The organism is Rhizobium sp. Root149 (genome assembly GCF_001427345.1).
In the GTDB taxonomy this organism is placed as follows: Bacteria; Pseudomonadota; Alphaproteobacteria; order Rhizobiales; family Rhizobiaceae; genus Neorhizobium; species Neorhizobium rhizoryzae.
The window spans coordinates 127,977-154,699 of sequence record NZ_LMGD01000025.1 but is presented as its reverse complement, the minus strand read 5'-3'; the positions used below and the strand labels follow the sequence as shown (position 1 = coordinate 154,699).

Below are 26,723 nucleotides of genomic sequence, written 5' to 3'. Positions count from 1 at the left end.
AACCCAGACTTTCTCAAGAACGAAGGACTTCGTCGCCAGCAGCGCCGCCGCCCTCGTCAGTGATCGGCGTTATAGGGAAACCAATTTTATCCGTCAACAGCCAATGTCAGAAATCTGTCATTTTTTTCACCAGGCCTCCCGCCGCCCGTACTCCAAGGGTATGGTTCCCCCTAATTTCTGGGAGAATTCTATGCAAGTGCTTGATGAGAAACAAACCCGCGAGGCTCTGCCCTTCGACGAGCTGATCTCGGCTATAGAGAGAATGTTTGCGAGCGACTGCGTAACGCCGTTGCGGCACCATCATGAAATGGAGGTACCGGGCGAGGCAGATGCGACGATGCTGCTCATGCCTTGCTGGCTACCGGGACAGTATAGCGGCGTGAAGTTTCTGAACCTGTTTCCCGATAACCATCTTCGTTCGCTGCCAACGATCATTGGGCGATATCTTCTTTCCTCGGGGAAAACGGGCGAGATACTGGCCCTGATCGAAGGCGGTGAATTGACCGCGCGGCGTACCGCTGCGACATCCGCGCTCGCCTCTCGCTATCTTTCTCGTGAAGATTCGAGGGATTTGGTGATGGTTGGGACCGGCCGCCTCTCGCTCAATCTCATGGAGGCGCATTACAGGGTTCGCCCCATTGAGCGTGTACGGATCTGGGGACGTGATTTGCGTAAGTCGTCTCTCCTTGCTGAAGAGGCCATAAAGTTGGGCATCCCGGCTGAGGCGGCTCCCAGTCTGGAGGATGCGGCGCGCCAAGCAGACATCATCTCCTGCGCCACGCTTTCAAATGAGCCGCTGATCCGTGGCGAATGGCTGAAGCCCGGATGTCACGTCGATCTGGTCGGCGCATTCAAACCCACTATGCGTGAAAGCGATGACACTGCCATTCAACGTTCAAGCGTGTTTGTTGATACCTATGAGGGTGCTACGCACGAGGGCGGCGACATTGCCATTCCGCTGAAAACAGGTGTTCTCAAGCTGGAGGATATCCGCGGAGACATGCGCGAACTCGTTACCGGAAAACGCCCGGGCAGGACATCGCAAGCCGAGATCACTCTGTTCAAATCGGTGGGTGCGGCGCTTGAGGATCTGGCAGGCGCTATTCTCGCCTATGAAACCACGCTTCGGGCAACTGATAACCGATGATATCATCCCGAATTTCCCTACCTGAACTTCCCATTACATCCGTACTCTCCGAAATCGGCCAGTCGCTTGCGACCGGAAACCGACTTGTGCTTTCAGCGCCACCTGGCGCTGGCAAGACCACGACTGTGCCGCTTTATCTTGTGGATCAAGAATGGTGCACCGGGCGAATCATTCTCCTGGAACCTCGCCGTCTGGCAGCGCGTGCAGCAGCCTCACGCATGGCGACAATCCTCAACGAACAGGTTGGTCAGACCGTCGGTTACAGAATGCGCCTCGACAATCGCATTTCGAAGGCGACTCGCATCGAGGTGGTGACCGAAGGCGTGTTCACCCGGATGATCCTGGAAGATCCGGAGCTGGCGGGCGTATCTGCCGTTCTATTCGATGAGTTTCACGAAAGGTCACTGGACGCCGACTTCGGATTGGCGCTTGCCTTGGATTCGCAGGGAGCTTTGCGCGAAGACCTCCGGCTCATTGTCATGTCGGCGACACTGGATGTCGATCGGGTCTGCGCACTTCTCGATAGTCCCCCCTTGGTGAAAAGCGAGGGACGAACCTTCCCCATCGAGATGCGACATGTTGACCGCGACGCCAGCGAAAGGATCGAGGACAGCGTGGCTCGCGCGATCCTTTCGGCACACGATCGGGAAAATGGCTCGATCCTCGCATTCCTGCCCGGGCAAGCCGAAATCAAGCGCGTGCAGGAGCGGCTGATTGGCAAATTGCCGGAAGCGACTGTTCTAGCACCTCTCTATGGTGCCATGTCGCAACGGGATCAGGATCTCGCCATCAAGCCTTGCCCTATCGGCCAGCGAAAAGTGGTTCTTTCGACATCGATCGCGGAGACCTCTATTACGATCGATGGGGTGCGAATCGTCATTGACAGCGGACTGCAACGATTACCCGTGTATGAACCGTCAACGGGGATTACCAGGCTTGAAACGGTCCGTGTTTCCCGAGCATCGGCAGACCAGAGAGCAGGCCGAGCCGGAAGAACGGAGCCGGGAATCGCTATTCGTCTTTGGCATGCGGGACAAACTGCGGCCCTGCCCGCTTTCACACCACCGCAGATCCTGGCGAGCGATCTGGCTGCACTGGCGCTGGATCTCGCCCACTGGGGTGTGAAAAATCCAGCAACCCTCTCCTTTCTGGATCAGCCCCCGCTCGCTGCATTGACAGAAGCGCGCAATCTTTTGCGGATGATGGAAGCGCTGGACAAGAACGACGCGCTGACCGTTCGTGGGAAACTGATGCGGGACCTTTCTCTTCCCCCTCGGTTGGCCGCGATGGTGATTGCAGGCGCCGAACGCGGTGAAGCTCGCAAGGCGGCTCGACTAGCCATACTGTTGACGGAACAAGGTCTGGGCGGACAAGACGTCGACCTCGACTCTCGACTGCGTCAGTTTGGCAGTGAACGCGGTGAGCGAGCTGAGGCGGCACGCGGTCTGGCTGACAGACTCGCTAAATCGCTGCCAAAGGCCACGGGGCAGGCGGAAGATCTCTCGGCAGGCCAGCTGCTTCTGCACGCCTTTCCGGACCGTGTGGCCATCCAACGCGGTGCACGCGGCCGATTTGTCATGGCAAATGGCCGTGGTGCAGAACTTCCCGAGACCGAAAGACTTTCCGGTTGTAAGTACCTTGTAATTGCCGACCTGACAGGACGGGCCGCTCAGGCACGAATTTTGGCGGCCACAGAGGTTCGACGCAGCGATATCGAGGACGAACTCAAGCATTCGATTGTCTCGGGGGAAGAAGCCTTCTTCGATACGGCATCGAAACAGGTCCGCGCTCGCCGCGTCGTTCGCTTGGGAGCGCTCCTGATTGAGGAATCCCCTTTGCCCCGCCCAACCGGGGAGGCCGCTGCGCGTGGTCTTGCCGACGGAGTGCGGCAACTTGGCCTGCAGTGCCTGCCGTTCTCTAAGGAAGCCGAGCAGTTGCGTGACAGGATCGGCTTTCTTCACCGTACGATCGGCAGCCCTTGGCCCGATATGGCAGAGGAACGCCTGCTCGAGCGACTTGATGAATGGTTCGTACCCTTCCAAAGTGGCCGGACCCGACTGGACGCCGTGGATGCCGGAAGTTTGATGGAGGGACTGAAATCCCTCATTCCCTTTGAGCTTCGTCAGGATCTTGCTCGCCTTGCGCCGACGCATTTCGAAGCGCCCACCGGTCAACGCCATCCGATCCGCTATGATGGAGAAGAACCGGTTCTTGCCATCCGGGTGCAGGAACTATTTGGTCTCAAGGCACATCCGGCCGTAGCGGGCGGCAAACTGCCGCTGCTGCTTGAGTTGACTTCTCCGGCACATCGTCCGATCCAGACCACGCGAGATCTTCCCGGATTCTGGTTTGGCTCCTGGAAAGATGTCCGAGCGGATATGCGCGGACGCTATCCCAAGCATCCGTGGCCGGAAGATCCTGCACATGCGCAAGCTACGCACCGGGCGAAGCCCAAAGGAACCTGAGATGGAAAGCCAGTCGATCCGCCATTTGCAGTTCGGGCGCAGCAGCCGCAGCCTTCGCCTGCAAACGCTGATCTGGCTTCGCTGGCTAGCTGTCGCCGGGCAGGCGCTCACCGTATTCGTCGTTGCCGTGGTCCTTCACTTCGATCTGCCGCTCCTGGAAGCAATTTTGCTGATTGGAGCACTCGGTCTAGTCAATCTGACCTTGGCCTTGAGATATCCTCCAACACATAGACTTCAGCCGGGAGCGGCCCTTGTTCTTCTAGGTTTCGACCTTCTGCAAATGGGCGGGCTTCTCTTCATTACAGGCGGGCTTGCCAACCCGTTCGCATCCCTCCTCTGCGTCCCGGTCATCATCTCCTTCGCGTCGCTGCCGCTTCGCCACTCCCTCTGTCTTCTGTCATTTGCGATGAGTTGCGCAACACTTCTGGCCCTGACGCCTTATCCTGTGCCGTGGCAAGGAGACGAGAATCTGGTCGTTCATCCGCTGCTGCTTCTGGCCTTCTGGGCGGCAATCGTTTCGATGATGGCCTTCGCGGCATTCTATGCCTATCGCGTTTCCATGGAAGCCACTCTGCTTGCCGATGCGCTGGCCGCAACCGAACTGGTACTGGAACGAGAAAAGCACCTGTCGCAACTGGATGGCCTTGCAGCGGCCGCCGCGCATGAACTGGGCACACCGCTTGCGACGATCAGTGTGGTGGCCAAGGAAATGGAGCGAGAACTCAAGCATGATGAGAAGTTTGGCGAAGATGTTGCCCTGCTGAGAAGCCAGAGCGAGCGCTGTCGCGACATTCTTCGTCGCCTGACATCGCTTTCCGCGGAAAGCGAAGACCATCTTCGTAGGCTTCCCCTCTCCTCGCTTGTCGAAGAAGTCATTGCCCCCCATAGACAATTCGAGGTCGAGATTGCGCTGGTAGAAAAAGGGGAGCGTGAGAGTGAACCGGTCGGAGCCCGCAATGCAGCGATCATGTATGGCCTCGGCAACCTGATTGAAAATGCCGTCGACTTCGCACGCTCCCGTGTCACGATTACCGTGGAGCACAACATAGACGTTGTCGCCATTACCATCGAAGATGATGGAACCGGTTTTGCCCCTGATGTTTTGACACATATCGGAGAGCCTTACATGTCGTCGCGCTCGAGACAGGACGAGCGGGCGGGCGGCCTCGGACTCGGTCTGTTCATCGCCAAGACTTTGCTGGAACGGTCTGGCGCAAAATTGACGTTTACCAATCGGGCAACCGGTGCGAGCGGGGCACAAATTCGGGTCGTATGGCCTCGATCCTTGATGGATATCAATAGTGAACGGGCCATATGAGCTAGATTGCTTTCCTTGACGTAGAATCCATGCGAGGAAGCAGACGAAGGAGAAAAAGATGGAATTGGAGCAGATGGAGTCTTCGACGGCTACCGAATCCCAGGTGCATCTTGGACCGGACCCATCGCTGTTGCTCGTGGATGACGATGCGCCCTTTCTGCGCCGACTGGCGCGTGCCATGGAAAGCCGGGGCTTCAAGGTGGAGATCGCTGAATCCGTAGCAGAGGGCATCGCGAAGGCCAGAGCACATCCGCCGAAGTTTGCCGTTGTGGATTTGCGGCTGGGCGACGGCAATGGGCTGGATGTCATCGAAGCGATCCGCAAGGGACGGGAGGACACGCGCGTCATCGTTCTCACGGGCTATGGAAACATCGCAACCGCCGTCACGGCCGTAAAACTCGGTGCAGTCGATTATCTCTCCAAACCCGCGGATGCCGATGATGTCTATGCAGCGCTGACGCAGCGGCCAGGCGAGAAGGCAGATGTACCGGAAAACCCCATGTCTGCCGATCGCGTGCGCTGGGAACATATTCAGCGCGTTTACGAGATGTGCGAACGCAATGTCTCGGAGACGGCGCGTCGGCTGAACATGCACCGGAGAACCTTGCAGCGCATTTTGGCAAAACGCGCACCGCGCTGATCAGTTTTCAGTCGTTTCAGCATCCTCAAAGCTTTGGCCGGTCGCCCATTCGGCGGCGAGCAGGCGTTGCGCCGCCGTGCGTGCAAAGCTCAGCGTGAGTGCCTTGCGGCTACTGGCGGAAAGCCGGTGCTCAGGCGCATCTCGCAGCAGATGCGCGCCATAGCCGTCCGACAGAATCAGGCCGCAGTCCTCCGGAAAGATATCGAGTGGCACGTCTTTATGGGTCGCAAAGAACAGGCGGTCGCTGAAATCCCGATAATCCGGCCACTTCTGGTCTACCCGAAAATCCTCGACCGAGGTTTTTATTTCAACGATCCAGATTTCGCCCTTCGGTGACAGGCTGATCAGGTCGACGCGCCTGCCACTAGCGAGCGTCAGTTCGGGCAAAACGGAATGGCGCATGTCATTGAGCAGGATCTGTACGCCGCGACGCACCATCATGGCTCTTTGTGACTGGCGACCATCAATCAATGGGCTCACGGCGCCCAGTCTGATAATTGTCAAGTCGAGGGTCTCCGTATCTCTGGCCAACGAGGCGAATCACTGTGTTGTCTCTCGATATCCGGAAATGTAGCTGGCATTGCGGACCACGTAGACAATTTGCGAATTTAGCTTCAGCTTCGAGAATTGTTGCAAAAAGGCAATGCCCCTTCCAATTGTGCAGTCGCGAAGGCCTGTGCCTTTCTGCGGCCTTGCCAAGCCCCACCGGTTCGCAAATAAACCTGAAATCTAAGGCGTCTGAACACGTCTTTGATTTCACTCCTTTTCATGAGAATTCCATGCGCTTCCGCCACAGCATGATCGCATCCGGCCTTCTTTCCATGCTTGCCCTGGCCGGCTGCTCCACGACCTCATCTGACACGAAGGTCGCGACCATCCGCACCGAGACGAACCAGATCTTCTCAGACGCCTATGGTCCGGTGACCGATGCAGGCTATTCGCTTCCGGCGATCCCGATCAACCGCGTAGACAAGAAGTTTCATCGTCAGATTGTCGATTTCGAAACCAAGGAACGCCCTGGTACGATCATCGTCAATACGCGCGAACGCTTCCTCTATTACATCCTGCCAAATGGTAAGGCTGTTCGCTACGGTATCGGCGTCGGCAAGCAGGGCTTTGCATGGTCTGGCGAGGCCTATGTAGCTTGGAAGCAGGAATGGCCGACGTGGCATCCACCGAAGGAAATGGCAGCACGCCGTCCTGATGTCGCCCGCTATGTTGAGGACGGCATGGGTCCGGGAATCAACAATCCGCTCGGTGCGCGCGCGATGTACCTGTTCAATGAAAAGGGTCAGGATACTCTGTTCCGCCTGCACGGCACGCCGGAGTGGGCTTCCATCGGCACCGCAGCGTCTTCTGGCTGCATCCGGTTGATGAATCAGGACGTGATCGACCTTTACAGCCGCGTTCGTCCGGGTCGCGCAACCAAGGTTGTCGTCATTCAGTAACCCGAATCTCTTCTTCCAAATAGAAAACGGCACGTCTCGGCGTGCCGTTTCGCGTTCAGGAATGCGAGAGGTGAAACGTTGGTTTCACCTCTCGGCTCAGGTCAAACCGCCGCAGCCTTGGCCTTCGCCTCCAGGCGACGGCGGTGCAGGACTGGCTCGGTATAGCCATTCGGCTGTACGCGGCCCTGCAATACAAGTTCAAGGGCGGCCTGGAAGGCGACCGAATCGTCGAATCGACCGGCCATTGGCTGGTAAGCTGGATCACCGGCATTCTGGCTATCGACGACCGCGGCCATGCGCTTCATGGTTTCAGTAATCTGATCTTCTGTAACCAACCCATGATGCAGCCAGTTCGCCATGTGCTGGGCAGAAATACGCAGCGTGGCACGGTCTTCCATCAAACCGACATTGTTAATATCCGGCACTTTCGAGCAGCCAACACCCTGATCGACCCAGCGCACAACGTAGCCGAGAATACCTTGGGCATTGTTGTCGAGCTCGCGTTGCACTTCTTCAGCCGTCCAGTTTGGTCGCGGAGATACCGGCACAGAGAGAATATCGGAAAGTTTGGCACGAGCGCGTGACTTCAGCCCGTCCTGCACTTCAGCAACGTTGACCTTGTGGTAGTGCGTCGCGTGCAGGGTTGCGGCGGTAGGCGATGGGACCCAGGCCGTATTCGCACCGGCCTTCGGATGCGCGATCTTTTGCTCCAGCATAGCTGCCATAAGGTCAGGCATGGCCCACATGCCCTTGCCTATCTGAGCATGACCGGAAAGACCGCAGGACAGGCCAATGTCGACATTCCAGTTCTCGTAGGCGGCAATCCATGCCGCCTGCTTCATGTCGCCCTTTCGGATCATCGGGCCGGCTTCCATCGAGGTATGAATTTCGTCGCCCGTCCGATCCAGGAAGCCCGTATTGATGAAAACAACGCGATCCTTCGCCTGGCGGATACATTCTTTGAGGTTCACGGTGGTGCGCCGCTCTTCGTCCATGATGCCCATCTTGATCGTATTGGATGCCATGCCGAGCGCCTTTTCGACGCGAGAGAAGATTTCGCAGGCAAACGCGACCTCTTCAGGACCATGCATCTTCGGCTTCACCACATACATGGAGCCTGCGCGCGAGTTCTGGCGGCGTCCCTGCGGTCCGATATCGTAAAGAGCAATAAGCGCCGTGACCATGGCATCCATGATGCCTTCCGGGATCTCCCGCCCGTCCCGATCCAGAATTGCCGGGTTGGTCATGAGGTGACCGACATTTCGCACGAGCATGAGCGAACGACCCGGTACAGTCACTGCGGACCCATCCGGGCCTTCAAAGGCCAGATCAGGATTGAGGGCACGAATGAACGTCTTTCCGCCCTTGGACACTTCCTCCTTCAGGTCACCCTTCATGAGGCCGAGCCAGTTGCGATAGATGACGACCTTATCCTCGGCATCCACAGCCGCGACCGAATCCTCGCAATCCATGATCGTGGTGATTGCCGATTCCAACCAGACGTCCGAAATATGAGCGGGATCGTCCTTGCCAATCGGTGTCGATGAGTCGATTCGGATCTCGATGTGCAGGCCGTTGCGTGTCAGCAGGATAGCAGTGGGCGATGCGGCCTCTCCCTTGAAGCCTGCGAACTGGGCAGGTTCATCAAGACCCGCAACCTTATCGCCGAGTTTCACGTGAATCGTTCCACCAGAGACTTCAAAGCCCGTGACATCCGTCCAGCTCGCCTCAGACAGCGGAGCCGACTGGTTCAGAAAATCGCGCACCCAGGCAATCACCTTCGCACCCCGGACCGGGTTGTAACCGGCGCCCTTGGCAGCGCCATCCGCTTCAGGGATTGCGTCCGTGCCATAGAGGGCATCGTAAAGCGATCCCCAACGTGCATTGGCCGCATTCAGCGCATAACGCGCGTTCATGACCGGAACGACCAGTTGAGGGCCCGCGATACGGGCAATTTCCGCATCGACATTTTCAGTTGATACCGTGAAATCCGGGCCCTCGGGCAGCAAATAGCCTATTTCACGCAGGAAGGCTTCATAGGCTGCAAGGTCGGTGGGCGATCCGTTCTTTCGGTACCATTCGTCCAGCTGGTTTTGAAACGCATCGCGCTTTTCGAGAAGGTCGCGGTTCTTCGGTGCGAGCTCATGAACGATTGCCGACAGCTCAGCAAAGAACCGGTCCGCATCCAGGCCACTTCCCGGCAGGGCTTCCTCCACCAGAAAGCGGTGAAGTGCAGTATCGATTGCCAACCCATGTACGTCGATGCGGCTCATCAGGAATTCTCCATAAACATTCATGCCAAGGTTTTTTGCGCGGTGGGACCGCTTAGTCAATCCGGCATTCGTTGAATGATCATGTTCGAGATCATACGGACCGCGGCATGACGCGCATGGGAAGACCGTTCTGCGGCTGGGTCGTCAACCTCTGGACGGGCCAAGGCTTGACGTTCGGAAGTGATTCGAAGCGGAACCGCGACAAGAGAACAGCCAAGGCGATTACGGCCTCCTGCATGGCAAACGTGGCTCCGATACAGGTGCGTGGTCCGGCACCGAAAGGCAGATATTGAAAGCGATCAATCCGGCTGCGGTTCTCGGGCAGAAAGCGTTCCGGCATGAAAGCACGCGGCTTTTCCCAGTAAAGCTGATGGCGATGCAGCGTCCAGGGCATTACAAGAACGGTCGTTCCTGCGGCGATTTCCAGAACCTCACCGTTCGGGCTCGTCCAGGTATCATCCTTGATAGCCGCGCGGTTGATGGACGGGGCGGGTGGATAAAGCCGCATCCCCTCTTCGAAAGCTGCGCGTACGTGCGGCATCAAATCCAGCCACTCGACTGGATCAGCTCCACTTGTAATGACCCGGTCGATCTCCTCTTCCATCAGGGCTCGAAACTGCGGAGCATGAGACAGGCAATAGAGCGTCCAGGCCAAAGCGCGTGCCGTCGTTTCATGACCAGCGCCGATGAAGGTCAGAATATTGTCCTCTATCTCATCCAGGGTCAGTCCATCCGGTCCGTCAAGTTCCAGAAGCAGGGTGAGAAAATCATCCGGCGTCGTATCCCGGTTGCTCCGCATGCGGGCCTTCCTCTTTTCCATCGTCAGCCGAACGATTTCGCGAAACTTGCCCAGAACCTTGGCACCGCCGATACGCGTAACCCGCGGCACCCACGAAGGCGCGCGCAAGAGGTCCATGGGATCGACCCGTCCCATGCGATGCAGGAGCGAATCGACATCATCGGCAAAATTATCGCTCTGCGTGACGATTTCACCGGAGAACAGCGTCTCGGACAGAATTGCAAAGGCGAGTTCCGTCATATCGACGGAAATATCCTCTACCCTCCCCTCAGAGCCAATGTCTGCATACTTGGTCAGATACTCTTCGGACTTGGCCAGCATCTTTCCAGCGAAACCCTTGGCGTGACGCGGGGTAAACACAGGCGCCATGGCTTTGCGGGATCGCTTCCAGACCGGCCCTTCCGCCGTCAACAGGCCATCGCGGAGGATTGGTCGCAGAATGAGCTGCCGAATTTCCGACATTTCATAGTTGGCGGCGTTATCAACGAGAACGTAGCGAATGAGACGAGGATCGTTGACGATCAATGTCCGCTCGGCAAAGAACTTCGAGTTGATCCAGGGAAGTGTGTAGGAAGGCTCTCCCCAGAGTTCCAACGGGTTCCTGAAAACGGTCCGGATGATTTCCAACCGAGACGGGATCGCCGTTCGGGGATGGGGAGCCGGTGGCTCAAAGGGTTCCGGACGCATATCCATGGGCCTGTTCTCCTGACGGGATCAACAGGCCTTCATATCGGCACTTACAAGAGCGATTTCAATTCATCCAGCTTGTCGTTGACCAGCCAGCCGTAATAGTTCTCTTCCGGCAGGGAGCCTCCGCCGCCACGGTTGCGGGCGGCAAGCGCAGTTGCACGGCTGGCTGTATTGCCGACGTTATAAAGTGTGGCGGTAATCCCTGGATTGCGGGAGATGTCCATTCCGGCAATGTCTGCATAATCATCGATTGCTCGGCGGATCGTCGCCGCCATGTAGGCCAGAGACTTGTCCGGATCCATGATCGCCTTGTAGACACCCTGGGCGTCGGCCGGATCAAGCTTCGCATAGCCGGAGCGGCTGGCCACAAGGTCGGACTGCATGAGCGCGGTCAACGGGTTGAGCTGGCCCAAACCGAATGTCTGACCTGCATAGAACGGTTGGAAAAATACAGCGCTGAAGCGGTCATTGGGGTAGGAAACTCCATCGACCTTTTCACCTCGGAACGTTTGCTCCCAGACATTTTCGCGGCAGGACCAGAGTTTATAGGAATCGCTGAACCGCTCGCACTTTTCGAATTGCGGACGCGTAACGAACTGGGTGATCGACTCGCCCTTGTAGCTGAAGCGGAAGTTGTCACCGGCATAGGCCGCGGCCTTGACATAATAGGACTGGAGCCTGTCGTAAGCATCGACGTTATAGGTGTGCTCACCAACAATGGCGCCGACAATATGGATTGGATCAATGTCATATTGGCGAGCCGTCTGCTTGATCTTCGATATCAGTGACCGATCGCCAGCGAGAAGATCGCGAATCTTGTCGAACTTGTCATCGAATGTTGTCCTGCCCTCGCGGGTCCGTCGAACCGAAGCGCCTGGAATCTTGGGCTGCTCGGCATTGCGGTTGCCTGGCGGCACAGTGGTCAAGCTCCCGGCCTGAACCTCGGGCACGGAAAGCGCGAAAACCATCAAGACGGCGAGCAAAGAACGTTTCAAGACGAATATCCCAGGGAACAGCAGAGCATGCAGGCTCTTCAGCACGTTGCTTTCGGACGAATCAGAGATCCGAAATAAAAGGCACTTATGGGTATGAACCCATACTGAATGTAGAGCGACAAGGCGAGCCTGAGTGCTTCAATTTCCCGTCAAAAGGATCATCGAAGGCAAGGGCGCGTTGCGCCCTTGCCACTCGGCATACAAGCGGCGTTACAGAATATAGCGAGAAAGATCGGTATCGGCAGCAATATCGCCGACATGCTGGCGCACATAGGCCGAATCGATCGTCACTTCAGTATTGGGGCGATCCGGCGCGTGGAAGGAAATTTCGTCCAGCACCCGCTCCATCACCGTCTGCAGACGCCGCGCACCAATGTTTTCTACCGAGGAATTGAGATGCACCGCCACATCGGCAAGCGCATCGATCGCATCCTCTGTAAAATCGAGCGCAAGTTGCTCGGTCTCCATCAGCGCCTTGTACTGACGGATGAGACTTGCCTCGGTCTCCGTCAGGATACGCCGGAAGTCCTCCTTGGAGAGCGGCTTCAGTTCGACCCGGATCGGCAGGCGACCCTGCAGTTCAGGGAGAAGGTCTGACGGCTTTGCAACATGGAAAGCGCCAGATGCGATGAACAGAATATGGTCTGTCTTGACCGGACCATATTTGGTGGAAACTGTCGTGCCTTCTACCAAAGGCAAGAGATCACGCTGCACACCTTCGCGGGACACCCCTGCCCCCATACCGCCATCCCGCGCTGCGATCTTGTCGATCTCATCGAGGAAGACGATACCATCATTTTCAACCGAGCGAACGGCTTCTCGCTGGATGACTTCATTGTCGATCAGCTTATCGGATTCATCTCGAATGAGATCGCCGTAAGACTTCGAAACCGTTGTGCGAACCTTCTTGGTACGTCCGCCCATGGCCTTGCCGAACATGTCGGAAAGATTGAGCACGCCAATATTGGCGCCCGGCATGCCCGGAATTTCGAAGCCCGATGCACCGCTTCCGGTATCGGCGACCTCGATCTCGATCTCCTTATCGTCCAGTTCGCCGGAACGAAGCTTCTTGCGGAATGAGTCGCGGGTGGCGGGAGATGCGGTGGAGCCAACAAGAGCATCCAGCACGCGCTCTTCGGCACTTGCATGTGCCTTCGCCTGAACCTCGGCGCGCTTCTTATCGCGCACCAGCCCGATGCCGATTTCAACGAGGTCGCGGATGATCTGCTCGACATCGCGCCCAACGTAACCGACTTCCGTGAACTTCGTTGCTTCGACCTTGATGAAAGGAGCACCTGCCAGCTTCGCGAGACGGCGAGAAATCTCGGTCTTGCCGACACCGGTCGGGCCAATCATCAGGATGTTCTTCGGCATGACCTCATCGCGCAGGCTTTCATCGAGTTGCTGACGGCGCCAGCGATTGCGAAGCGCAATAGCAACGGCACGCTTGGCATCCTGCTGACCGATAATGTGCCGATCCAGCTCGGAAACGATTTCTCGTGGGGAAAAGTTTGTCATGATGTCCTCTTGGCATCTCCGTTTAGATCGGCCTTGCGGCCCGATCCGAGGAGCCCTTCACAATAGTTCTGACGGAGTTATTCGGCATCCAGCGTTTCAACGACCAGATTGTGGTTCGTGTAGACGCAAATATCGGCTGCAATATCGAGCGCCTGCCGGGCAATGTCTTCCGCAGACTTGTCCGTATCCATCAGAGCGCGCGCTGCAGCATAGGCATAGTTGCCGCCGGAGCCGATGGCGATGGTTCCATGTTCCGGCTCGAGCACGTCGCCATTGCCTGTGATGGCAAGCGTGATCTGCTTGTCCGCCACCAGCATCATTGCTTCCAGATTGCGCAGATATTTGTCTGTACGCCAATCCTTCGCAAGCTCCACTGCGGCACGCATCAATTGCCCCGGATACTGTTCGAGCTTCCGCTCCAGTCTGTCCAGCAACGTAAACGCATCCGCCGTCGCGCCAGCAAAGCCCGCAATGACATCGCCGCTCTTGCCGATGCGCCGAACCTTTCGTGCATTGCCCTTCATGACCGTCTGACCGAGACTCACCTGCCCGTCACCTGCCATGATCACCTTTCCGCCCTTGCGGACGGTAATGATTGTCGTCATGTCTCACCTTTTGCTCCGCCTGTGCGGAGACATCATTCCCGGTTGATTCCGGCTGTTGAGGCACATGTAAGTGTGAGGCGGCGGATTGCAAATCGTTCGACCTCGACCGTCCATTCGGAATCGTTTGCACGGGAAGCGGGCGGCTGATAAGCAGCAGCAATGTTTTCCGTGTTCAGGAACCGGTGAGTACAATGAGCGAACGCCGCGCTTCGATTTCGCGCAAGACCAACGAGACGTCCATTTCCGTCAGCGTCAATCTGGACGGGACCGGCACCTCCAAGATCTCGACCGGCATTGGTTTTTTCGACCACATGCTGGAGCAATTGTCGCGACATTCGTTGATCGACATGGAGATCGACTGCAAGGGCGATCTGCACATCGACGATCATCATTCCGTGGAGGATACCGGTATCGCAATCGGTCAGGCGATTTCCAAGGCACTTGGAGATCGCCGCGGGATCACCCGGTATGCATCGCTGGATCTTGCCATGGACGAAACCATGACCAAGGCCGCGGTCGATCTTTCCGGTCGCCCTTTCCTTGTCTGGAACGTAACCTTCACGGCACCGAAAATTGGCACATTCGATACGGAACTCGTTCGCGAGTTCTTCCAGGCGCTCTCGCAGAATGCGGGGATCACTCTGCATGTCCTGAACCATTACGGTGCCAACAGCCATCACATCGCGGAAACCTGCTTCAAGGCGGTGGCCCGCGTATTGCGCACGGCAACCGAGATCGATCCGCGTCAGGCAGGCCGCGTTCCTTCGACGAAGGGCACGCTCGTTTAAGGTCAGGAGATTTCGTGATCAGCTATATCGTTCTGACCCCACCGGGAGGAGCCGAGCCGGACCATCGTTCGACGCGGTTTATCGCTGACCGGATGGTGTGGACGGCTTTTGTGTTTCCCGGGCTCTGGCTCCTGTTCAATCGCTGCTGGCTCTGGGGAATCGCAGTTCTGACGGCACAGTTCGCCGCAGGGTGGCTTGCTGACCGTCCCGGTCTGTTTTTCGCCGGAATGGCTGCGCAACTCTCCATTGCCCTCCTGACCGGTCTCGAAGGACGACAGATGCTGGTTCGGACACTGATGCGACGTGGCTGGGTTCTCGATACCGTCGTGACTGCACCGGATCTTGCTTCAGCCGAGCAGATCTATTTCGCTGGTCCTGCTGGCGACGTGCGCCAGATGACAACACCAAAGACCGACTGGACGAAACTTTCCGCGGAAGCTTCTCCCGCAACCCAGTACGGCCCGTCCTTTGGACTATTTGATACAGGAAGACGCTAATGCGCGTTGCAATCATCGACTATGGCTCAGGCAATCTGCGCTCGGCAACGAAGGCCTTTGAGCGCGCCGCACGCGAGGCGGGCCTTGATGCGGAAATATGCCTCACGGACAAACCGGATGTCGTGGCAAGTGCTGACCGGATCGTTCTTCCGGGCGTCGGAGCCTATGCCGACTGCCGGCGCGGTCTTGCCGCTGTTTCTGGGATGGAAGAGGCCCTCCGGGACGTTGTCGAGAACAAGGGCCATCCTTTTCTTGGCATTTGTGTCGGCATGCAATTGATGTCGACGCGTGGCCTCGAGAAGGAGACGACGCAAGGCTTGAACTGGATTGCGGGCGACGTGACGGAAATGACACCGTCGGATCCTGCTCTGAAGATCCCACAGATCGGGTGGAACACGCTGACGCTCAACCGACCACACGCGCTGTTCGACGGCATTGCGACGGGGCCTGATGGTTTGCATGCCTATTTCGTTCACTCCTACCATCTTGCAGCATCAAATCCGGAAGACGTAGTGGCGACAACCGATTACGGCGGTCCGATGACTGCATTCGTTGCGCACGAAAACACCGCCGGTGCGCAATTCCACCCTGAAAAGAGCCAGACACTTGGTCTCGCCCTGATTTCCAACTTCCTCCGCTGGATGCCCTGAGATGATCCTGTTTCCTGCCATCGACCTGAAAGATGGCCAATGCGTTCGCCTGAAGCTTGGTGATATGGACCAGGCTACGATCTACAATCCCGATCCTGCAGCACAGGCAAAGGCCTTCGAGGATCAAGGGTTCGAGTGGCTACATGTGGTGGATCTGGATGGCGCATTTGCGGGCGAAAGCCGCAATGGTTTCGCGATCGATTCCATTCTGAAAGCAACCAGGAACCCGGTTCAACTGGGCGGCGGCATCCGCACGCTTGACCACATCGAAGCCTGGCTGTCGCGTGGACTGACGCGCGTCATCCTGGGCACAGTTGCCGTTCGCAATCCCGCCCTCGTGATCGAAGCCTGCGAGAAGTTCCCAGGCCAGATCGCTGTCGGCATAGACGCCAAAGGCGGAAAAGTGGCCGTGGAAGGCTGGGCGGAAGCATCCGAGCTCGGCGTTATTGAGTTGGCTAAGAAATTCGAAGGTGCCGGTGTCACAGCCATTATTTATACCGACATCGATCGTGATGGCATCCTGACGGGTATAAACTGGGAATCGACCCTGCAACTGGCCGAGGCGGTTTCCATTCCTGTCATCGCATCTGGCGGCCTTGCCTCTCTGGACGATATCCACCGCATGCTGAAGCCAGACGCGGCCAGACTCGAGGGCGCGATTTCCGGCCGTGCACTCTATGATGGCCGCATTGATCCGACTGAAGCGCTTGCGGTGATTCGCGCTGCCAAGGAGGCCCGCCCATGACGCTGAAGGCTCGTGTCATTCCTTGCCTGGATGTCAAAGACGGCCGCGTGGTCAAGGGCGTCAACTTTGTTGATCTCATCGATGCAGGCGATCCTGTTGAAGCAGCGAAAGCCTATGATGCGGCCGGCGCGGACGAATTGTGCTTTCTCGACATCACTGCTTCCTCCGACAATCGCGATACCATTTTTGACGTCGTGGCTCAGACGGCAGAACATTGCTTCATGCCCCTGACTGTCGGTGGTGGTGTGCGCGCCGTCGGCGACATACGCAAGCTTTTGCTCGCAGGTGCCGACAAGGTTTCGATCAACTCCGCCGCAGTCAAGAACCCTGACTTCGTGGCCGAGGCTGCGGACAAGTTCGGCAACCAGTGCATCGTTGTCTCGATCGATGCCAAGCGCGTTTCCAGTGCACACGAAGCCCCTAGGTGGGAGATCTTTACCCATGGCGGACGCCAGGCTACGGGGATCGATGCTGTCGAGTTCGCTGTGACGATGGTCGCGAAAGGGGCTGGCGAGCTTCTTGTCACATCCATGGATCGTGACGGGACAAAAAGCGGCTATGATCTTGCTCTGACGCGCACCATTGCCGATGCAGTTCGCGTCCCTGTCATCGCGTCCGGCGGCGTAGGCAATCTCGACGATCTGGTGGCAGGCATTTCCGAGGGCCACGCAACCGCAGTCCTCGCAGCTTCCATTTTTCACTTTGGAACTTATTCGATCGGTGAGGCAAAACGCTACATGGCTGATCGCGGTATAGCCATGCGCCTGGATTGAGGAGAGAACGTATGAGCGGATTTTCTCTGACCGATCTCGAGCAGATTATTGCGGAACGCGCGAAAGCTGACCCGTCGGAATCCTGGACTGCGAAGCTCGTGGCCGCCGGTCAGGAGCGGGCGGCCAAGAAACTGGGCGAAGAGGCGGTCGAGACTGTCATTGCAGCCATTCAGAATAACCGGCAGGATCTTAAATCAGAGGCCGCTGATCTTCTTTATCATCTCTTGGTCGTATTGAAGATTGCAGGTATTCCGCTACAGGATGTACTGGAACAACTGCAACGCCGCACGGCTCAATCGGGCCTGCAGGAAAAGGCGAGCCGGAAACCAACATGACGATCGCCACCCAGCCCACTGGTTCCGATATGCCGGAAAGCAACCGCGATATCAATTACTCGCCCTTCTTTCTGTTTACATCCGAGGAGTGGGCGCGGTTCCGGGCTGACACGCCACTGACGCTCACCGCGGACGAAGTGCAGCGCCTGCGCTCTCTGCACGACCCGATAGACCTCAACGAGGTTCGCAGGATCTATCTCTCACTGTCGCGCCTGTTATCTGCCCATGTGGAAGCGTCACAGCTCCTGTTCCAGCAGCGGAACCGCTTTCTGAGCCTCTCGGATCAGGTGAAGACGCCCTTCGTGATCGGCATCGCGGGATCTGTGGCTGTCGGCAAATCCACCACGGCCCGCATTCTTCAGGAATTGCTGAAGCGTTGGCCGTCCAGTCCGAAGGTGGATCTGATCACCACGGATGGCTTCCTGTTTCCGAATGCGGTGCTAAAGCGCGAAAACCTGATGGAGCGCAAGGGCTTTCCGGAAAGCTATGATATCGGGGCACTTCTCCGCTTTCTCTCTGCCATCAAGGCGGGCGAACCGAATGTGCCAGCACCCCGGTACTCCCACCTGACATACGATGTTTTGCCGGATGAGTTCACGATTGTTGACAGGCCGGATATCCTGATCTTCGAGGGTATCAACGTGCTGCAATCCCGTACGCTGCCAGCGGATGGCACAATCGTGCCGATGGTCTCCGATTTCTTTGATTTTTCGATCTATATCGATGCGGAAGAATCGCTGATCCACAATTGGTACGTTCAGCGTTTCATGCGGTTGCGTGAAACGGCGTTTCGCGATCCGAGTTCTTATTTCAAGCGCTATGCATCAGTCGATGCGGATGCGGCGCTTGAAATCGCCGAGGGCCTTTGGCAGAACATCAATCTCAAGAACCTGCGTCAGAACATTCTGCCGACCCGACCTCGGGCGGATCTGATTTTGCGTAAAGGCAGCAACCATCTTGTTGAGACGGTTTCGCTCCGCAAACTGTAGGCGATCCATCGGCCACGATTGAAATTCCATCGCTGCCTATCAATCGTGGCATCATTCCCCGTTCGGGCGCCCACGCATCTTCTTGACTTCGGAACGGCCTGATTTTTCCTTCAAGCGTCGCTCGATGGCACCCTTGCTGGGCTTGGTTTTCCGGCGTGGTGGTGGCGGCGGCTTTGCTGCTTCCAGGAGAAGCTCCTTCAACCGTTCGCGAGCATCTTCGCGGTTGCGCTCCTGACTGCGAAAGCGGTTGGCCTCGATGATCAGCACGCCCTCTTTGCTGAGACGACGGCCCGCAAGCTTGGAGGCATTTTCCTTGATCCGGTCTGGAAGTGATGGCGAGCCCAGGAGATTAAAGAAAAGCTGAACAGCCGTCGAAACCTTGTTGACGTTTTGACCGCCTGGTCCGCCCGCCAGAACGAACTGCTCCGTCAGTTCCCATCCGGCAATCGTTATGCGGCTGTTGATGATGAGGGGGTCGCTGGCCATGAAAGTCTCCGGTCCCCTCTATTTCATAAAGTCGACCAAAAAGAAACCGCCGGCACGAGGCACCGGCGGTTCTGGGTAAGCGCATCGGTTCGCTGAACGTCAGGCTTCCACCAGCCGTCCCAGAGGTCTGTTCTTACTCGGCGGCGGCAAGAACACCCGGAGCGGCATCCCGGACTTTGCTGTCCACATGGTCTTCGAACTTGGCGAAGTTGTTGATGAACATGGTCACCAGTTTCTTGGCCTGCGCGTCATAGGCTGCTCCATCAGCCCAAGTCGAGCGTGGGTCGAGGATTGCGGTTTCCACGCCCGGAACTTTGACAGGAACCTGGAAGCCGAAGTTTGCATCCGTGCGGAATTCCGCCTTCTTCAACTCACCATTCAAAGCCGCAGTCAGAAGAGCGCGCGTTGCCTTGATCGGCATACGGCGACCGACACCATAGGCGCCACCGGTCCAGCCGGTGTTGACCAACCAGCAATCGACTTCATGCTTGGCGATCAGATCGCGCAGAAGATTGCCGTATTCCGTCGGATGGCGCGGCATGAACGGCGCACCAAAGCAGGTGGAGAAAGTTGCTTCTGGTTCCGTCACGCCCTTTTCCGTACCGGCCACCTTGGCGGTGTAACCAGACAGGAAGTGGTACATGGCCTGCTCAGGCGTGAGCTTTGCAATAGGTGGCATGACACCGAAGGCATCTGCCGTCAGCATGATGATGGTCTTCGGATGCGGAGCAATGCCCGTCGCCGACGCATTCGGAATGAAGTGCAGCGGGTAGGCGCTACGGGTGTTTTCCGTCAGTGATGCATCGTCGAAGTTCGGGACGCGGTTCTCATCAAGAACAACGTTCTCCAGAACCGTGCCGAAGCGGCGTGTCGCAGCATAGATTTCCGGCTCTGCCTCCGCAGAAAGACGGATCGCCTTGGCGTAGCAGCCACCTTCGAAATTGAAGATGCCGTTCTCGCCCCAGCCGTGCTCATCATCGCCGATGAGCGTACGGTTCGGATCAGCCGAGAGCGTCGTCTTGCCGGTGCCCGACAGGCCGAAGAAGACTGCCGAGTCACCCTCTGCGCCCACATTAGCCGAGCAATGCATCGGCATGACGTTCTTCTGCGGCAGAAGGTAGTTCAGGACTGTGAAGACCGACTTCTTGTTCTCACCAGCGTAAGACGTGCCGCCGATCAGGACGAGGCCGTTTGTCAGATCGCAGGCGATGACGGTTTCAGACCGGCAGCCATGACGCGCCGGGTCGGCACGGAAGCTTGGCAGGTTGATGATCGTCAGCCTCTGCTGGAAGCTTGCGAGTGTGGAGCGATCCGGGCGGATCAACAGATTGCGGATGAAAAGACCGTGCCAGGCCAGTTCCGTCACCACGCGGGTGGGCAGGGCGTTATCGTGATCAGCGCCGCCGATCAGATCCTGCACGTAAAGTGTCTTGCCTTGTGCATGGGCGAGCATGTCCTGGCGCAGAACTTCGAAGTGCTCGGGCGACAGTGGCTTGTTGTTGTCCCACCAGATGGTGGATTCAGTATTTGCATCGCGGACGACGAACTTATCCTTGGGCGAGCGGCCTGTGTGCTGGCCTGTCACTGCGCGCAGCGCGCCATCGATCGTGAGTTCAGCTTCGCCATTGCGAAGGGCTGCCTCATACAATTCGCTCTCGTTCAGGTTATAGTTGACGCGCTGAGCACCAACCAGCCCGAGAGCTTCAATGCTATTCGACGGATTGTAAGTTCCGTGCTGCTCCATGACGCGTTTTCCTTCAGCCATGTTGACGTTTGAATGACGCTAGCCACGATTTTTTAAAAAGAGCAAGGGCGGAATTTAGAAAAAATCAATAAAATCATATATTTAATCGATTTAAAGATTTTTTTCTATTTTTAAATCGGTTTGAATAGGTATGACTTTTGCCTATTCCCGCGGTGCTTCAAATTCGGCTAAATTTGATAGTGTGGAACCCTCTTTATCTTTGCCACAATTTGTTCCACCTTTATCCCCAAACACATGCTGACCGGAGCAGAAGCTCGGCTGGGCCACAATCCAGGAGACGCGTGTAGTATGGCGGAGACAGAGAAAATGCAGACGATAGCCCTGGTAGATGACGACCGAAATATCCTGACTTCAGTTTCCATCGCGCTGGAAGCAGAAGGATACCGGGTTGAAACCTACACTGATGGTGCGTCCGCGCTTGACGGTCTTCTGGCAAGGCCGCCCCAGCTGGCCATATTCGACATCAAGATGCCCCGTATGGACGGCATGGAGCTTCTGCGTCGCCTGCGCCAGAAATCCGACCTTCCGGTGATCTTCCTCACCTCGAAGGACGAAGAGATTGATGAATTGTTCGGCCTGAAGATGGGCGCAGATGATTTCATCACCAAGCCCTTCTCGCAGCGCCTGCTGGTAGAGCGCGTCAAGGCAATACTGCGTCGTGCCAGCGCTCGTGAAGGAGCCTCTGTCGCGGGTGCGACGCCCAAATCGGCCGCAGACCAAGCAGCCCGTACGCTGGAACGTGGACAGCTGGCGATGGACCAGGAGCGCCATACCTGCACTTGGAAAGGCGAACCCGTGACCTTGACCGTCACCGAGTTCCTGATCCTGCATTCGCTGGCCCAGAGACCGGGTGTGGTGAAGAGCCGCGACGCCCTCATGGATGCGGCCTATGACGAGCAGGTCTATGTAGACGATCGAACAATCGACAGTCACATCAAGCGGCTTCGCAAGAAGTTCAAGATGGTCGATACGGACTTCGACATGATCGAAACGCTCTATGGTGTCGGCTATCGTTTCCGCGAGGCTGCCTGACCTGCGCATCCAGACCGGTGCCCCTGCCATTGCGGGCGCGGAGCGGATATAAGGCACGAATCACCGTGACAGCTGCACGTAAGCAGGGTTTCGGTGGATGGCCTCTGGAAAGGACCTGGCCTTGGCCGATCAGACATTTCATACCCGCGAGCCCGATGAGGCCGAGCGCGAGACGCCGCGTCCGGCGCGGCGGGTATGGACGCATCCTTTTACGCTGATCCGGCGTATTTTCGGCAATGCCGTCTTTTCGAGCCTTACCCGTCGTATTCTGTTCTTTAACATCGCGGCGACCGTGGTGCTGGTTGCAGGCATCCTTTACCTGAACCAGTTCCGCGAGGGGCTGATCGATGCGCGCGTCGAGAGCCTTCTGACCCAGGGCGAAATCATCGCCGGTGCCATTTCAGCCTCGGCTTCCGTCGATACGAATTCGATCACCATCGATCCGGAAAAGCTTCTGGAGTTGCAGGCTGGGCAAAGCATTACGCCGGTTCCGAATGATGAGGATCTGGAATTCCCGATCGATCCGGAGCGGGTCGCGCCAGTGCTGCGGCGCCTCATTTCGCCTACCAGAACCCGCGCCCGTCTTTTCGACGCTGATGCGAACCTGCTGCTCGATTCACGCCACCTCTACTCGCGCGGCCAGGTGCTGCGGTACGAACTTCCACCCGTCGAGGGAGAATCCCAGACCTGGCCGGAATGGCTTACGAGCCAATTCAACCGTCTGCTTCAGCCGGGCAATCTGCCTGCCTACCGGGAAGCTCCAGGCGGTGACGGATCCATTTATCCGGAAGTGATGAATGCATTGACCGGCGTGCGCGGGGCCGTCGTTCGCGTCACCGACAAGGGTGAATTGATCGTTTCCGTCGCCGTACCCGTCCAGCGTTTCAGGGCCGTTCTCGGCGTCCTGCTGCTTTCGACACAGGCGGGTGATATCGACAACATCGTGCATGCGGAACGTCTGGCCATCATGCGCGTCTTCGGGGTCGCAACGCTTGTCAACATCCTGCTGTCCCTCCTTCTCTCATCCACGATTGCAAATCCGCTTCGCCGTCTGGCGGCAGCGGCCATCCGTGTTCGCCGTGGGGTGAAGCAGCGTGAAGAAATTCCGGATTTTTCCGCGCGTCAGGACGAGATCGGCAATCTTTCCATCGCGCTTCGCGATATGACCAATGCGCTATACGACCGCATCGACGCCATCGAAAGCTTTGCTGCCGATGTCAGTCACGAGCTAAAAAACCCTCTCACCTCACTCAGAAGCGCGGTCGAAACGCTGCCTCTGGCGAAGACTGAGGAATCCAAACAGCGCCTGACCAACATCATCTTTCATGACGTACGCCGCCTGGACCGGTTGATTACCGATATCTCCGATGCTTCGCGTCTTGATGCGGAACTGGCTCGTTCGGACGCGGCACCGGTGGATATGGAGGCACTGGCTGGTAATCTCGTCGAGATCTCTCGCCAGATCCGTAGCGGGCGCAAGCCGGTCGACATTGAACTCATCGTCGACCACAAGCCGGGCGCCAAGAGTGTCTATAAGGTCCATGGTCACGATCTTCGCCTCGGACAGATCATCACGAACCTGATCGAGAATGCGCGCTCCTTTGTGCCGGACAAGGATGGACGGATCACCGTTAAATTGTTCAAGAGCCGCAGCCGCTGCATCGTCCAGGTGGACGACAATGGTCCCGGCATCCGCGCCGAGGATATCGACCGCATTTTCGAACGGTTCTACACGGACCGACCCGAAGGTGAAAGCTTTGGCCAGAATTCGGGTCTCGGTCTGTCCATCAGTCGCCAGATCGCTGAAGCCCATGGCGGTACGCTGAAGGCTGAAAACCTGATGGATGGCACAACTGTCACTGGAGCTCGCTTTACGTTGTCGCTTCCGATGGGAGAGGCTGCGTGACGGCAGGAGATGCGTTCAACCTGCATGCTACCGCAATCGTGATCGGAACGCGTGGCCTGCTGCTAACTGGGCCGTCCGGAAGCGGAAAGACAAGTCTTGCCCTTTCGCTTCTGCAGCATGCGGCGAGTTTGAATGCTTATGCGGCTCTCATCAGCGATGACCAGGTTTTGATCGAAAGGCATGCCGATGAGATCCATGCCGTTCGCCCGCCTTCCATCGCAGGGTTGATTGAGGTTCGCGGCACCGGTATCGGTCGTCTGCGAAGCATAGATCGCGCCCCTCTTCACCTTGCCATTTGCGTCTTGGCAGACCGGGTCGAGGAGCGTCTGCCGCCAGAAGACGAAGTATTTGATCTTGGTGTCCGTGGATCCTTGCCGATGATGCGCCTGCGGCATGATCATCCGGCCCCGCTGATCGTTTTGGCAGCAGTTCGACCGGAATTTTGTCACGAAAGCCCATTCCGCGAACTCTCCTTGCTTGATTTTTAGCTTGCACTTCGTTGTGACATGGACAAGATGGCTTCCCACCGCCTTGGGTCTGTTGCAGTGCAAAATTGAACCATGGACGATATTGTGTAGTGGGGGAAGAACTCAACATGATCGGACTTGTGCTTGTCACCCATGGCAAGCTGGCCGAGGAATTCCGACATGCTTTGGAGCATGTTGTCGGTCCTCAGAAAAACATTGAGACCGTTTGTATCGGTCCGGAAGACGATATGGACAGAAGGCGTCAGGATATCATGGACGCCGTTGAGAAGGTCGATTCAGGTTCCGGCGTCATCATCCTTACGGATATGTTCGGCGGCACTCCTTCCAACCTGTCCATCTCCGTCATGAGCAGTGGCAAGACCGAAGTCATTGCTGGCATGAACTTGCCGATGCTGATCAAGCTCGCAGGCGTTCGTGGCGACAACGACATGCAGAAGGCTCTGGTGGAGGCTTCCGATGCCGGCCGCAAATACATCAACGTGGCAAGCCGTGTCCTGAGCGGCAAGTGAAAGGCTCCATGTCGTCCATTACGCGAGAATTGCTCATCATCAACAAGCGGGGTCTGCATGCACGGGCCTCCGCCAAGTTTGTGCAGATGGTCGAAGGTTTCGATGCCAGTATCGAAGTTTCGAAAGATGGCATGACAGTCGGTGGTACCTCTATCATGGGATTGATGATGCTGGCCGCAAGTCCCGGCTGTACGATTGAGGTCAGCGCCAGCGGCGTTCAGGCAGAGGCGGCAATCGAAGCTCTGGCACGCCTCGTCGAAGATCGTTTTGGCGAAGAGATGTAATCATATAAAGACTTCTTTATATCCTTATTGCTAGTTTTGTGGAACCCTGCTACATGGCAGGCAGCACTGTCGACTTGCGAAGGTCGGCCCAACCCCTTGCTGGTCGCCGATTTGCGGCAGACCGAAAGCAGAGCTGGAGACCCACAATGAGCACTGAAAAAGACTATATCGTCGCTGACATCGCGCTTGCCGATTTTGGCCGCAAGGAACTGGACATTGCCGAAACTGAAATGCCGGGCCTGATGGCCTGCCGTGCTGAGTTTGGTGAGACCAAGCCCCTCAAGGGCGCGCGGATTTCTGGATCGCTGCACATGACGATCCAGACAGCTGTCCTGATCGAAACGCTGAAAGTTCTCGGGGCCGATGTCCGCTGGGCCTCCTGCAACATCTTCTCGACCCAGGATCACGCTGCAGCCGCGATCGCAGCTGCCGGCATTCCGGTCTTCGCCGTCAAGGGCGAAACATTGACCGAATATTGGGAATATACCGACAAGATCTTCCAGTGGACCGATGGCGGCGTCTCCAACATGATCCTGGACGATGGTGGCGATGCCACCATGTACATCCTCTTGGGTGCTCGTGCCGAAGCTGGCGAGAATGTTCTTTCCAATCCGGGTTCGGAAGAAGAAGAGATCCTGTTCGCTCAGATCAAGAAGCGTCTCAAGGCATCTCCCGGCTGGTTCACGAAGCAGCGCGAAGCCATCAAGGGCGTGACGGAAGAAACGACGACAGGCGTTCACCGTTTGTATGAACTTGCCAAGAAGGGTCTACTGCCCTTCCCGGCCATCAACGTCAACGATTCGGTCACCAAGTCGAAATTCGACAACAAGTACGGCTGCAAGGAATCTCTGGTGGATGGAATCCGCCGCGCAACCGACGTCATGATGGCTGGCAAGGTGGCCGTTGTTTGCGGCTATGGCGATGTGGGCAAGGGTTCCGCAGCCTCGCTGGTTGGCGCTGGCGCTCGCGTCAAGGTGACGGAAGTGGATCCGATTTGCGCGCTGCAGGCCGCCATGGATGGCTTTGAAGTGGTTCAACTGGAAGACGTCGTCTCCTCCGCCGACATCTTCATCACCACGACCGGCAACAAGGACGTGATCCGCATCGAACACATGCGCGAAATGAAGGATATGGCCATCGTTGGTAATATCGGTCATTTCGATAACGAGATTCAGGTCGCATCGCTTCGGAACCTCAAGTGGACCAACATCAAGCCACAGGTCGACATGATCGAGTTCCCGAAGGGCAACCGCATGATCCTGCTTTCGGAAGGCCGTCTGCTGAACCTCGGCAATGCGACCGGTCATCCGTCCTTCGTCATGTCTGCCTCGTTCACCAACCAGGTTCTGGGCCAGATCGAACTGTTCACGAAGACCGATGAATACAAGCCAGGCGTCTATATTCTGCCGAAGCATCTGGACGAAAAGGTAGCCCGGTTGCACCTGGCGAAGCTTGGCGTGAAACTGACGGAACTTTCCGAAGAGCAGGCAGCCTATATCGGCGTATCGCAGCAAGGCCCGTTCAAGGCTGAGCACTACAGATACTGATATCACCTCATCTATCCACAAGATCCTGAAG

26 protein-coding genes are annotated in these 26,723 nt (G+C 57.1%); 18 read left to right on the top strand and 8 right to left on the bottom strand.

Features of this window, described 5'->3' with window-relative positions:
• Positions 1 to 190: 190 nt before the first annotated feature.
• From ASD54_RS25045 to ASD54_RS25030, 4 genes are all read left to right on the top strand, one after another.
• Entirely contained in the window at positions 191 to 1,147 is a 957-nt protein-coding gene (locus ASD54_RS25045; RefSeq protein ID WP_062557318.1) for an ornithine cyclodeaminase family protein, read from the top strand.
• Positions 1,147 to 3,612 carry an ATP-dependent helicase HrpB gene (hrpB, locus tag ASD54_RS25040; protein ID WP_062557335.1) on the top strand — a complete coding sequence of 822 codons (2,466 nt, stop codon included), beginning with the start codon at positions 1,147 to 1,149 and terminating at the stop codon, positions 3,610 to 3,612. Before ASD54_RS25045 ends, hrpB begins: the two co-directional genes overlap by 1 nt.
• Before the next feature lies 1 nt (position 3,613).
• Positions 3,614 to 4,930, top strand: a complete 1,317-nt coding sequence (locus tag ASD54_RS25035; RefSeq protein WP_062557317.1) for an ActS/PrrB/RegB family redox-sensitive histidine kinase — start codon at positions 3,614 to 3,616, stop codon at positions 4,928 to 4,930.
• A gap of 73 nt (positions 4,931 to 5,003) precedes the next feature.
• A complete protein-coding gene (locus tag ASD54_RS25030) occupies positions 5,004 to 5,570 on the top strand; it encodes an ActR/PrrA/RegA family redox response regulator transcription factor (RefSeq protein ID WP_156379372.1) in 567 nt (188 codons plus the stop codon).
• Here the strand turns inward: ASD54_RS25030 and ASD54_RS25025 are convergent, their stop codons facing one another.
• Positions 5,571 to 6,074: an MmcB family DNA repair protein gene (locus tag ASD54_RS25025; RefSeq protein ID WP_062557315.1), complete on the bottom strand. Its 504-nt coding sequence runs from the start codon at positions 6,072 to 6,074 to the stop codon at positions 5,571 to 5,573.
• Positions 6,075 to 6,349: 275 nt separating this feature from the next.
• Between ASD54_RS25025 and ASD54_RS25020 the strand changes: the two genes are divergently transcribed.
• A complete protein-coding gene (locus tag ASD54_RS25020) occupies positions 6,350 to 7,018 on the top strand; it encodes a L,D-transpeptidase (RefSeq protein WP_062557314.1) in 669 nt (222 codons plus the stop codon).
• 101 nt (positions 7,019 to 7,119) lie between these two features.
• On the opposite strand, the gene ASD54_RS25015 is transcribed toward ASD54_RS25020, so the two are convergent.
• The 5 genes from ASD54_RS25015 to hslV form a co-directional block, all read right to left on the bottom strand.
• Positions 7,120 to 9,291 (bottom strand): malate synthase G, encoded by a 2,172-nt coding sequence (locus ASD54_RS25015; RefSeq protein WP_062557334.1) that lies wholly within the window; start codon positions 9,289 to 9,291, stop codon positions 7,120 to 7,122.
• Between the two features lie 91 nt (positions 9,292 to 9,382).
• Entirely contained in the window at positions 9,383 to 10,783 is a 1,401-nt protein-coding gene (locus ASD54_RS25010) for a cytochrome P450 (protein ID WP_062557313.1), read from the bottom strand.
• Positions 10,784 to 10,827: 44 nt separating this feature from the next.
• Positions 10,828 to 11,748: a DUF1402 family protein gene (locus tag ASD54_RS25005; RefSeq protein WP_062557333.1), complete on the bottom strand. Its 921-nt coding sequence runs from the start codon at positions 11,746 to 11,748 to the stop codon at positions 10,828 to 10,830.
• A gap of 237 nt (positions 11,749 to 11,985) precedes the next feature.
• Positions 11,986 to 13,293, bottom strand: a complete 1,308-nt coding sequence (gene hslU, locus ASD54_RS25000) for an ATP-dependent protease ATPase subunit HslU (protein ID WP_062557312.1) — start codon at positions 13,291 to 13,293, stop codon at positions 11,986 to 11,988.
• A 77-nt stretch (positions 13,294 to 13,370) separates the two neighbouring features.
• Positions 13,371 to 13,898, bottom strand: a complete 528-nt coding sequence (gene hslV / locus ASD54_RS24995; RefSeq protein WP_062557311.1) for an ATP-dependent protease subunit HslV — start codon at positions 13,896 to 13,898, stop codon at positions 13,371 to 13,373.
• A gap of 191 nt (positions 13,899 to 14,089) precedes the next feature.
• Here hslV and hisB point away from each other — a divergent pair, with 191 nt between their 5' ends.
• The 7 genes from hisB to coaA are packed head-to-tail and all read left to right on the top strand — an operon-like array spanning position 14,090 to position 18,675.
• Positions 14,090 to 14,686 carry an imidazoleglycerol-phosphate dehydratase HisB gene (gene hisB / locus ASD54_RS24990; RefSeq protein ID WP_062557310.1) on the top strand — a complete coding sequence of 199 codons (597 nt, stop codon included), beginning with the start codon at positions 14,090 to 14,092 and terminating at the stop codon, positions 14,684 to 14,686.
• Positions 14,687 to 14,700: 14 nt separating this feature from the next.
• Positions 14,701 to 15,183, top strand: coding sequence for a DUF2628 domain-containing protein (locus tag ASD54_RS24985; RefSeq protein WP_062557309.1), 483 nt, complete (start codon positions 14,701 to 14,703; stop codon positions 15,181 to 15,183).
• The gene (hisH, locus tag ASD54_RS24980; protein ID WP_062557308.1) at positions 15,183 to 15,833 is read left to right on the top strand and encodes an imidazole glycerol phosphate synthase subunit HisH; all 651 of its coding nucleotides are present in this window, start codon (positions 15,183 to 15,185) and stop codon (positions 15,831 to 15,833) included. Before ASD54_RS24985 ends, hisH begins: the two co-directional genes overlap by 1 nt.
• Position 15,834: 1 nt before the next feature.
• On the top strand, positions 15,835 to 16,578 hold the full coding sequence (hisA, locus tag ASD54_RS24975) for a 1-(5-phosphoribosyl)-5-[(5-phosphoribosylamino)methylideneamino]imidazole-4-carboxamide isomerase (RefSeq protein ID WP_062557307.1): 744 nt from the start codon (positions 15,835 to 15,837) through the stop codon (positions 16,576 to 16,578).
• Positions 16,575 to 17,351, top strand: a complete 777-nt coding sequence (gene hisF, locus ASD54_RS24970) for an imidazole glycerol phosphate synthase subunit HisF (protein ID WP_062557306.1) — start codon at positions 16,575 to 16,577, stop codon at positions 17,349 to 17,351. Before hisA ends, hisF begins: the two co-directional genes overlap by 4 nt.
• 11 nt (positions 17,352 to 17,362) lie before the next feature.
• Positions 17,363 to 17,686, top strand: a complete 324-nt coding sequence (locus ASD54_RS24965) for a phosphoribosyl-ATP diphosphatase (RefSeq protein ID WP_062557305.1) — start codon at positions 17,363 to 17,365, stop codon at positions 17,684 to 17,686.
• Positions 17,683 to 18,675 carry a type I pantothenate kinase gene (gene coaA, locus ASD54_RS24960; RefSeq protein ID WP_062557304.1) on the top strand — a complete coding sequence of 331 codons (993 nt, stop codon included), beginning with the start codon at positions 17,683 to 17,685 and terminating at the stop codon, positions 18,673 to 18,675. Before ASD54_RS24965 ends, coaA begins: the two co-directional genes overlap by 4 nt.
• 51 nt (positions 18,676 to 18,726) lie before the next feature.
• On the opposite strand, the gene arfB is transcribed toward coaA, so the two are convergent.
• On the bottom strand, positions 18,727 to 19,161 hold the full coding sequence (gene arfB / locus ASD54_RS24955; RefSeq protein WP_062557303.1) for an alternative ribosome rescue aminoacyl-tRNA hydrolase ArfB: 435 nt from the start codon (positions 19,159 to 19,161) through the stop codon (positions 18,727 to 18,729).
• A 133-nt stretch (positions 19,162 to 19,294) separates the two neighbouring features.
• Positions 19,295 to 20,905 carry a phosphoenolpyruvate carboxykinase gene (locus ASD54_RS24950; RefSeq protein WP_062557302.1) on the bottom strand — a complete coding sequence of 537 codons (1,611 nt, stop codon included), beginning with the start codon at positions 20,903 to 20,905 and terminating at the stop codon, positions 19,295 to 19,297.
• A 327-nt stretch (positions 20,906 to 21,232) separates the two neighbouring features.
• Between ASD54_RS24950 and ASD54_RS24945 the strand changes: the two genes are divergently transcribed.
• The 6 genes from ASD54_RS24945 (at position 21,233) to ahcY (ending at position 26,692) form a co-directional block, all read left to right on the top strand.
• A complete protein-coding gene (locus tag ASD54_RS24945; protein ID WP_137133620.1) occupies positions 21,233 to 21,958 on the top strand; it encodes a response regulator transcription factor in 726 nt (241 codons plus the stop codon).
• Between the two features lie 97 nt (positions 21,959 to 22,055).
• On the top strand, positions 22,056 to 23,864 hold the full coding sequence (locus ASD54_RS24940; protein WP_062557300.1) for a sensor histidine kinase: 1,809 nt from the start codon (positions 22,056 to 22,058) through the stop codon (positions 23,862 to 23,864).
• On the top strand, positions 23,861 to 24,352 hold the full coding sequence (locus ASD54_RS24935; RefSeq protein ID WP_062557299.1) for a hypothetical protein: 492 nt from the start codon (positions 23,861 to 23,863) through the stop codon (positions 24,350 to 24,352). The genes ASD54_RS24940 and ASD54_RS24935 overlap by 4 nt, the downstream gene beginning before the upstream one ends.
• 107 nt (positions 24,353 to 24,459) lie before the next feature.
• Complete coding sequence (locus tag ASD54_RS24930) at positions 24,460 to 24,861, top strand: PTS sugar transporter subunit IIA (protein ID WP_062557298.1); 402 nt, start codon at positions 24,460 to 24,462, stop codon at positions 24,859 to 24,861.
• A gap of 8 nt (positions 24,862 to 24,869) precedes the next feature.
• Positions 24,870 to 25,145 carry an HPr family phosphocarrier protein gene (locus ASD54_RS24925; protein WP_062557297.1) on the top strand — a complete coding sequence of 92 codons (276 nt, stop codon included), beginning with the start codon at positions 24,870 to 24,872 and terminating at the stop codon, positions 25,143 to 25,145.
• Between the two features lie 146 nt (positions 25,146 to 25,291).
• Entirely contained in the window at positions 25,292 to 26,692 is a 1,401-nt protein-coding gene (gene ahcY, locus ASD54_RS24920; RefSeq protein ID WP_062557296.1) for an adenosylhomocysteinase, read from the top strand.
• Positions 26,693 to 26,723 lie beyond the last annotated feature (31 nt).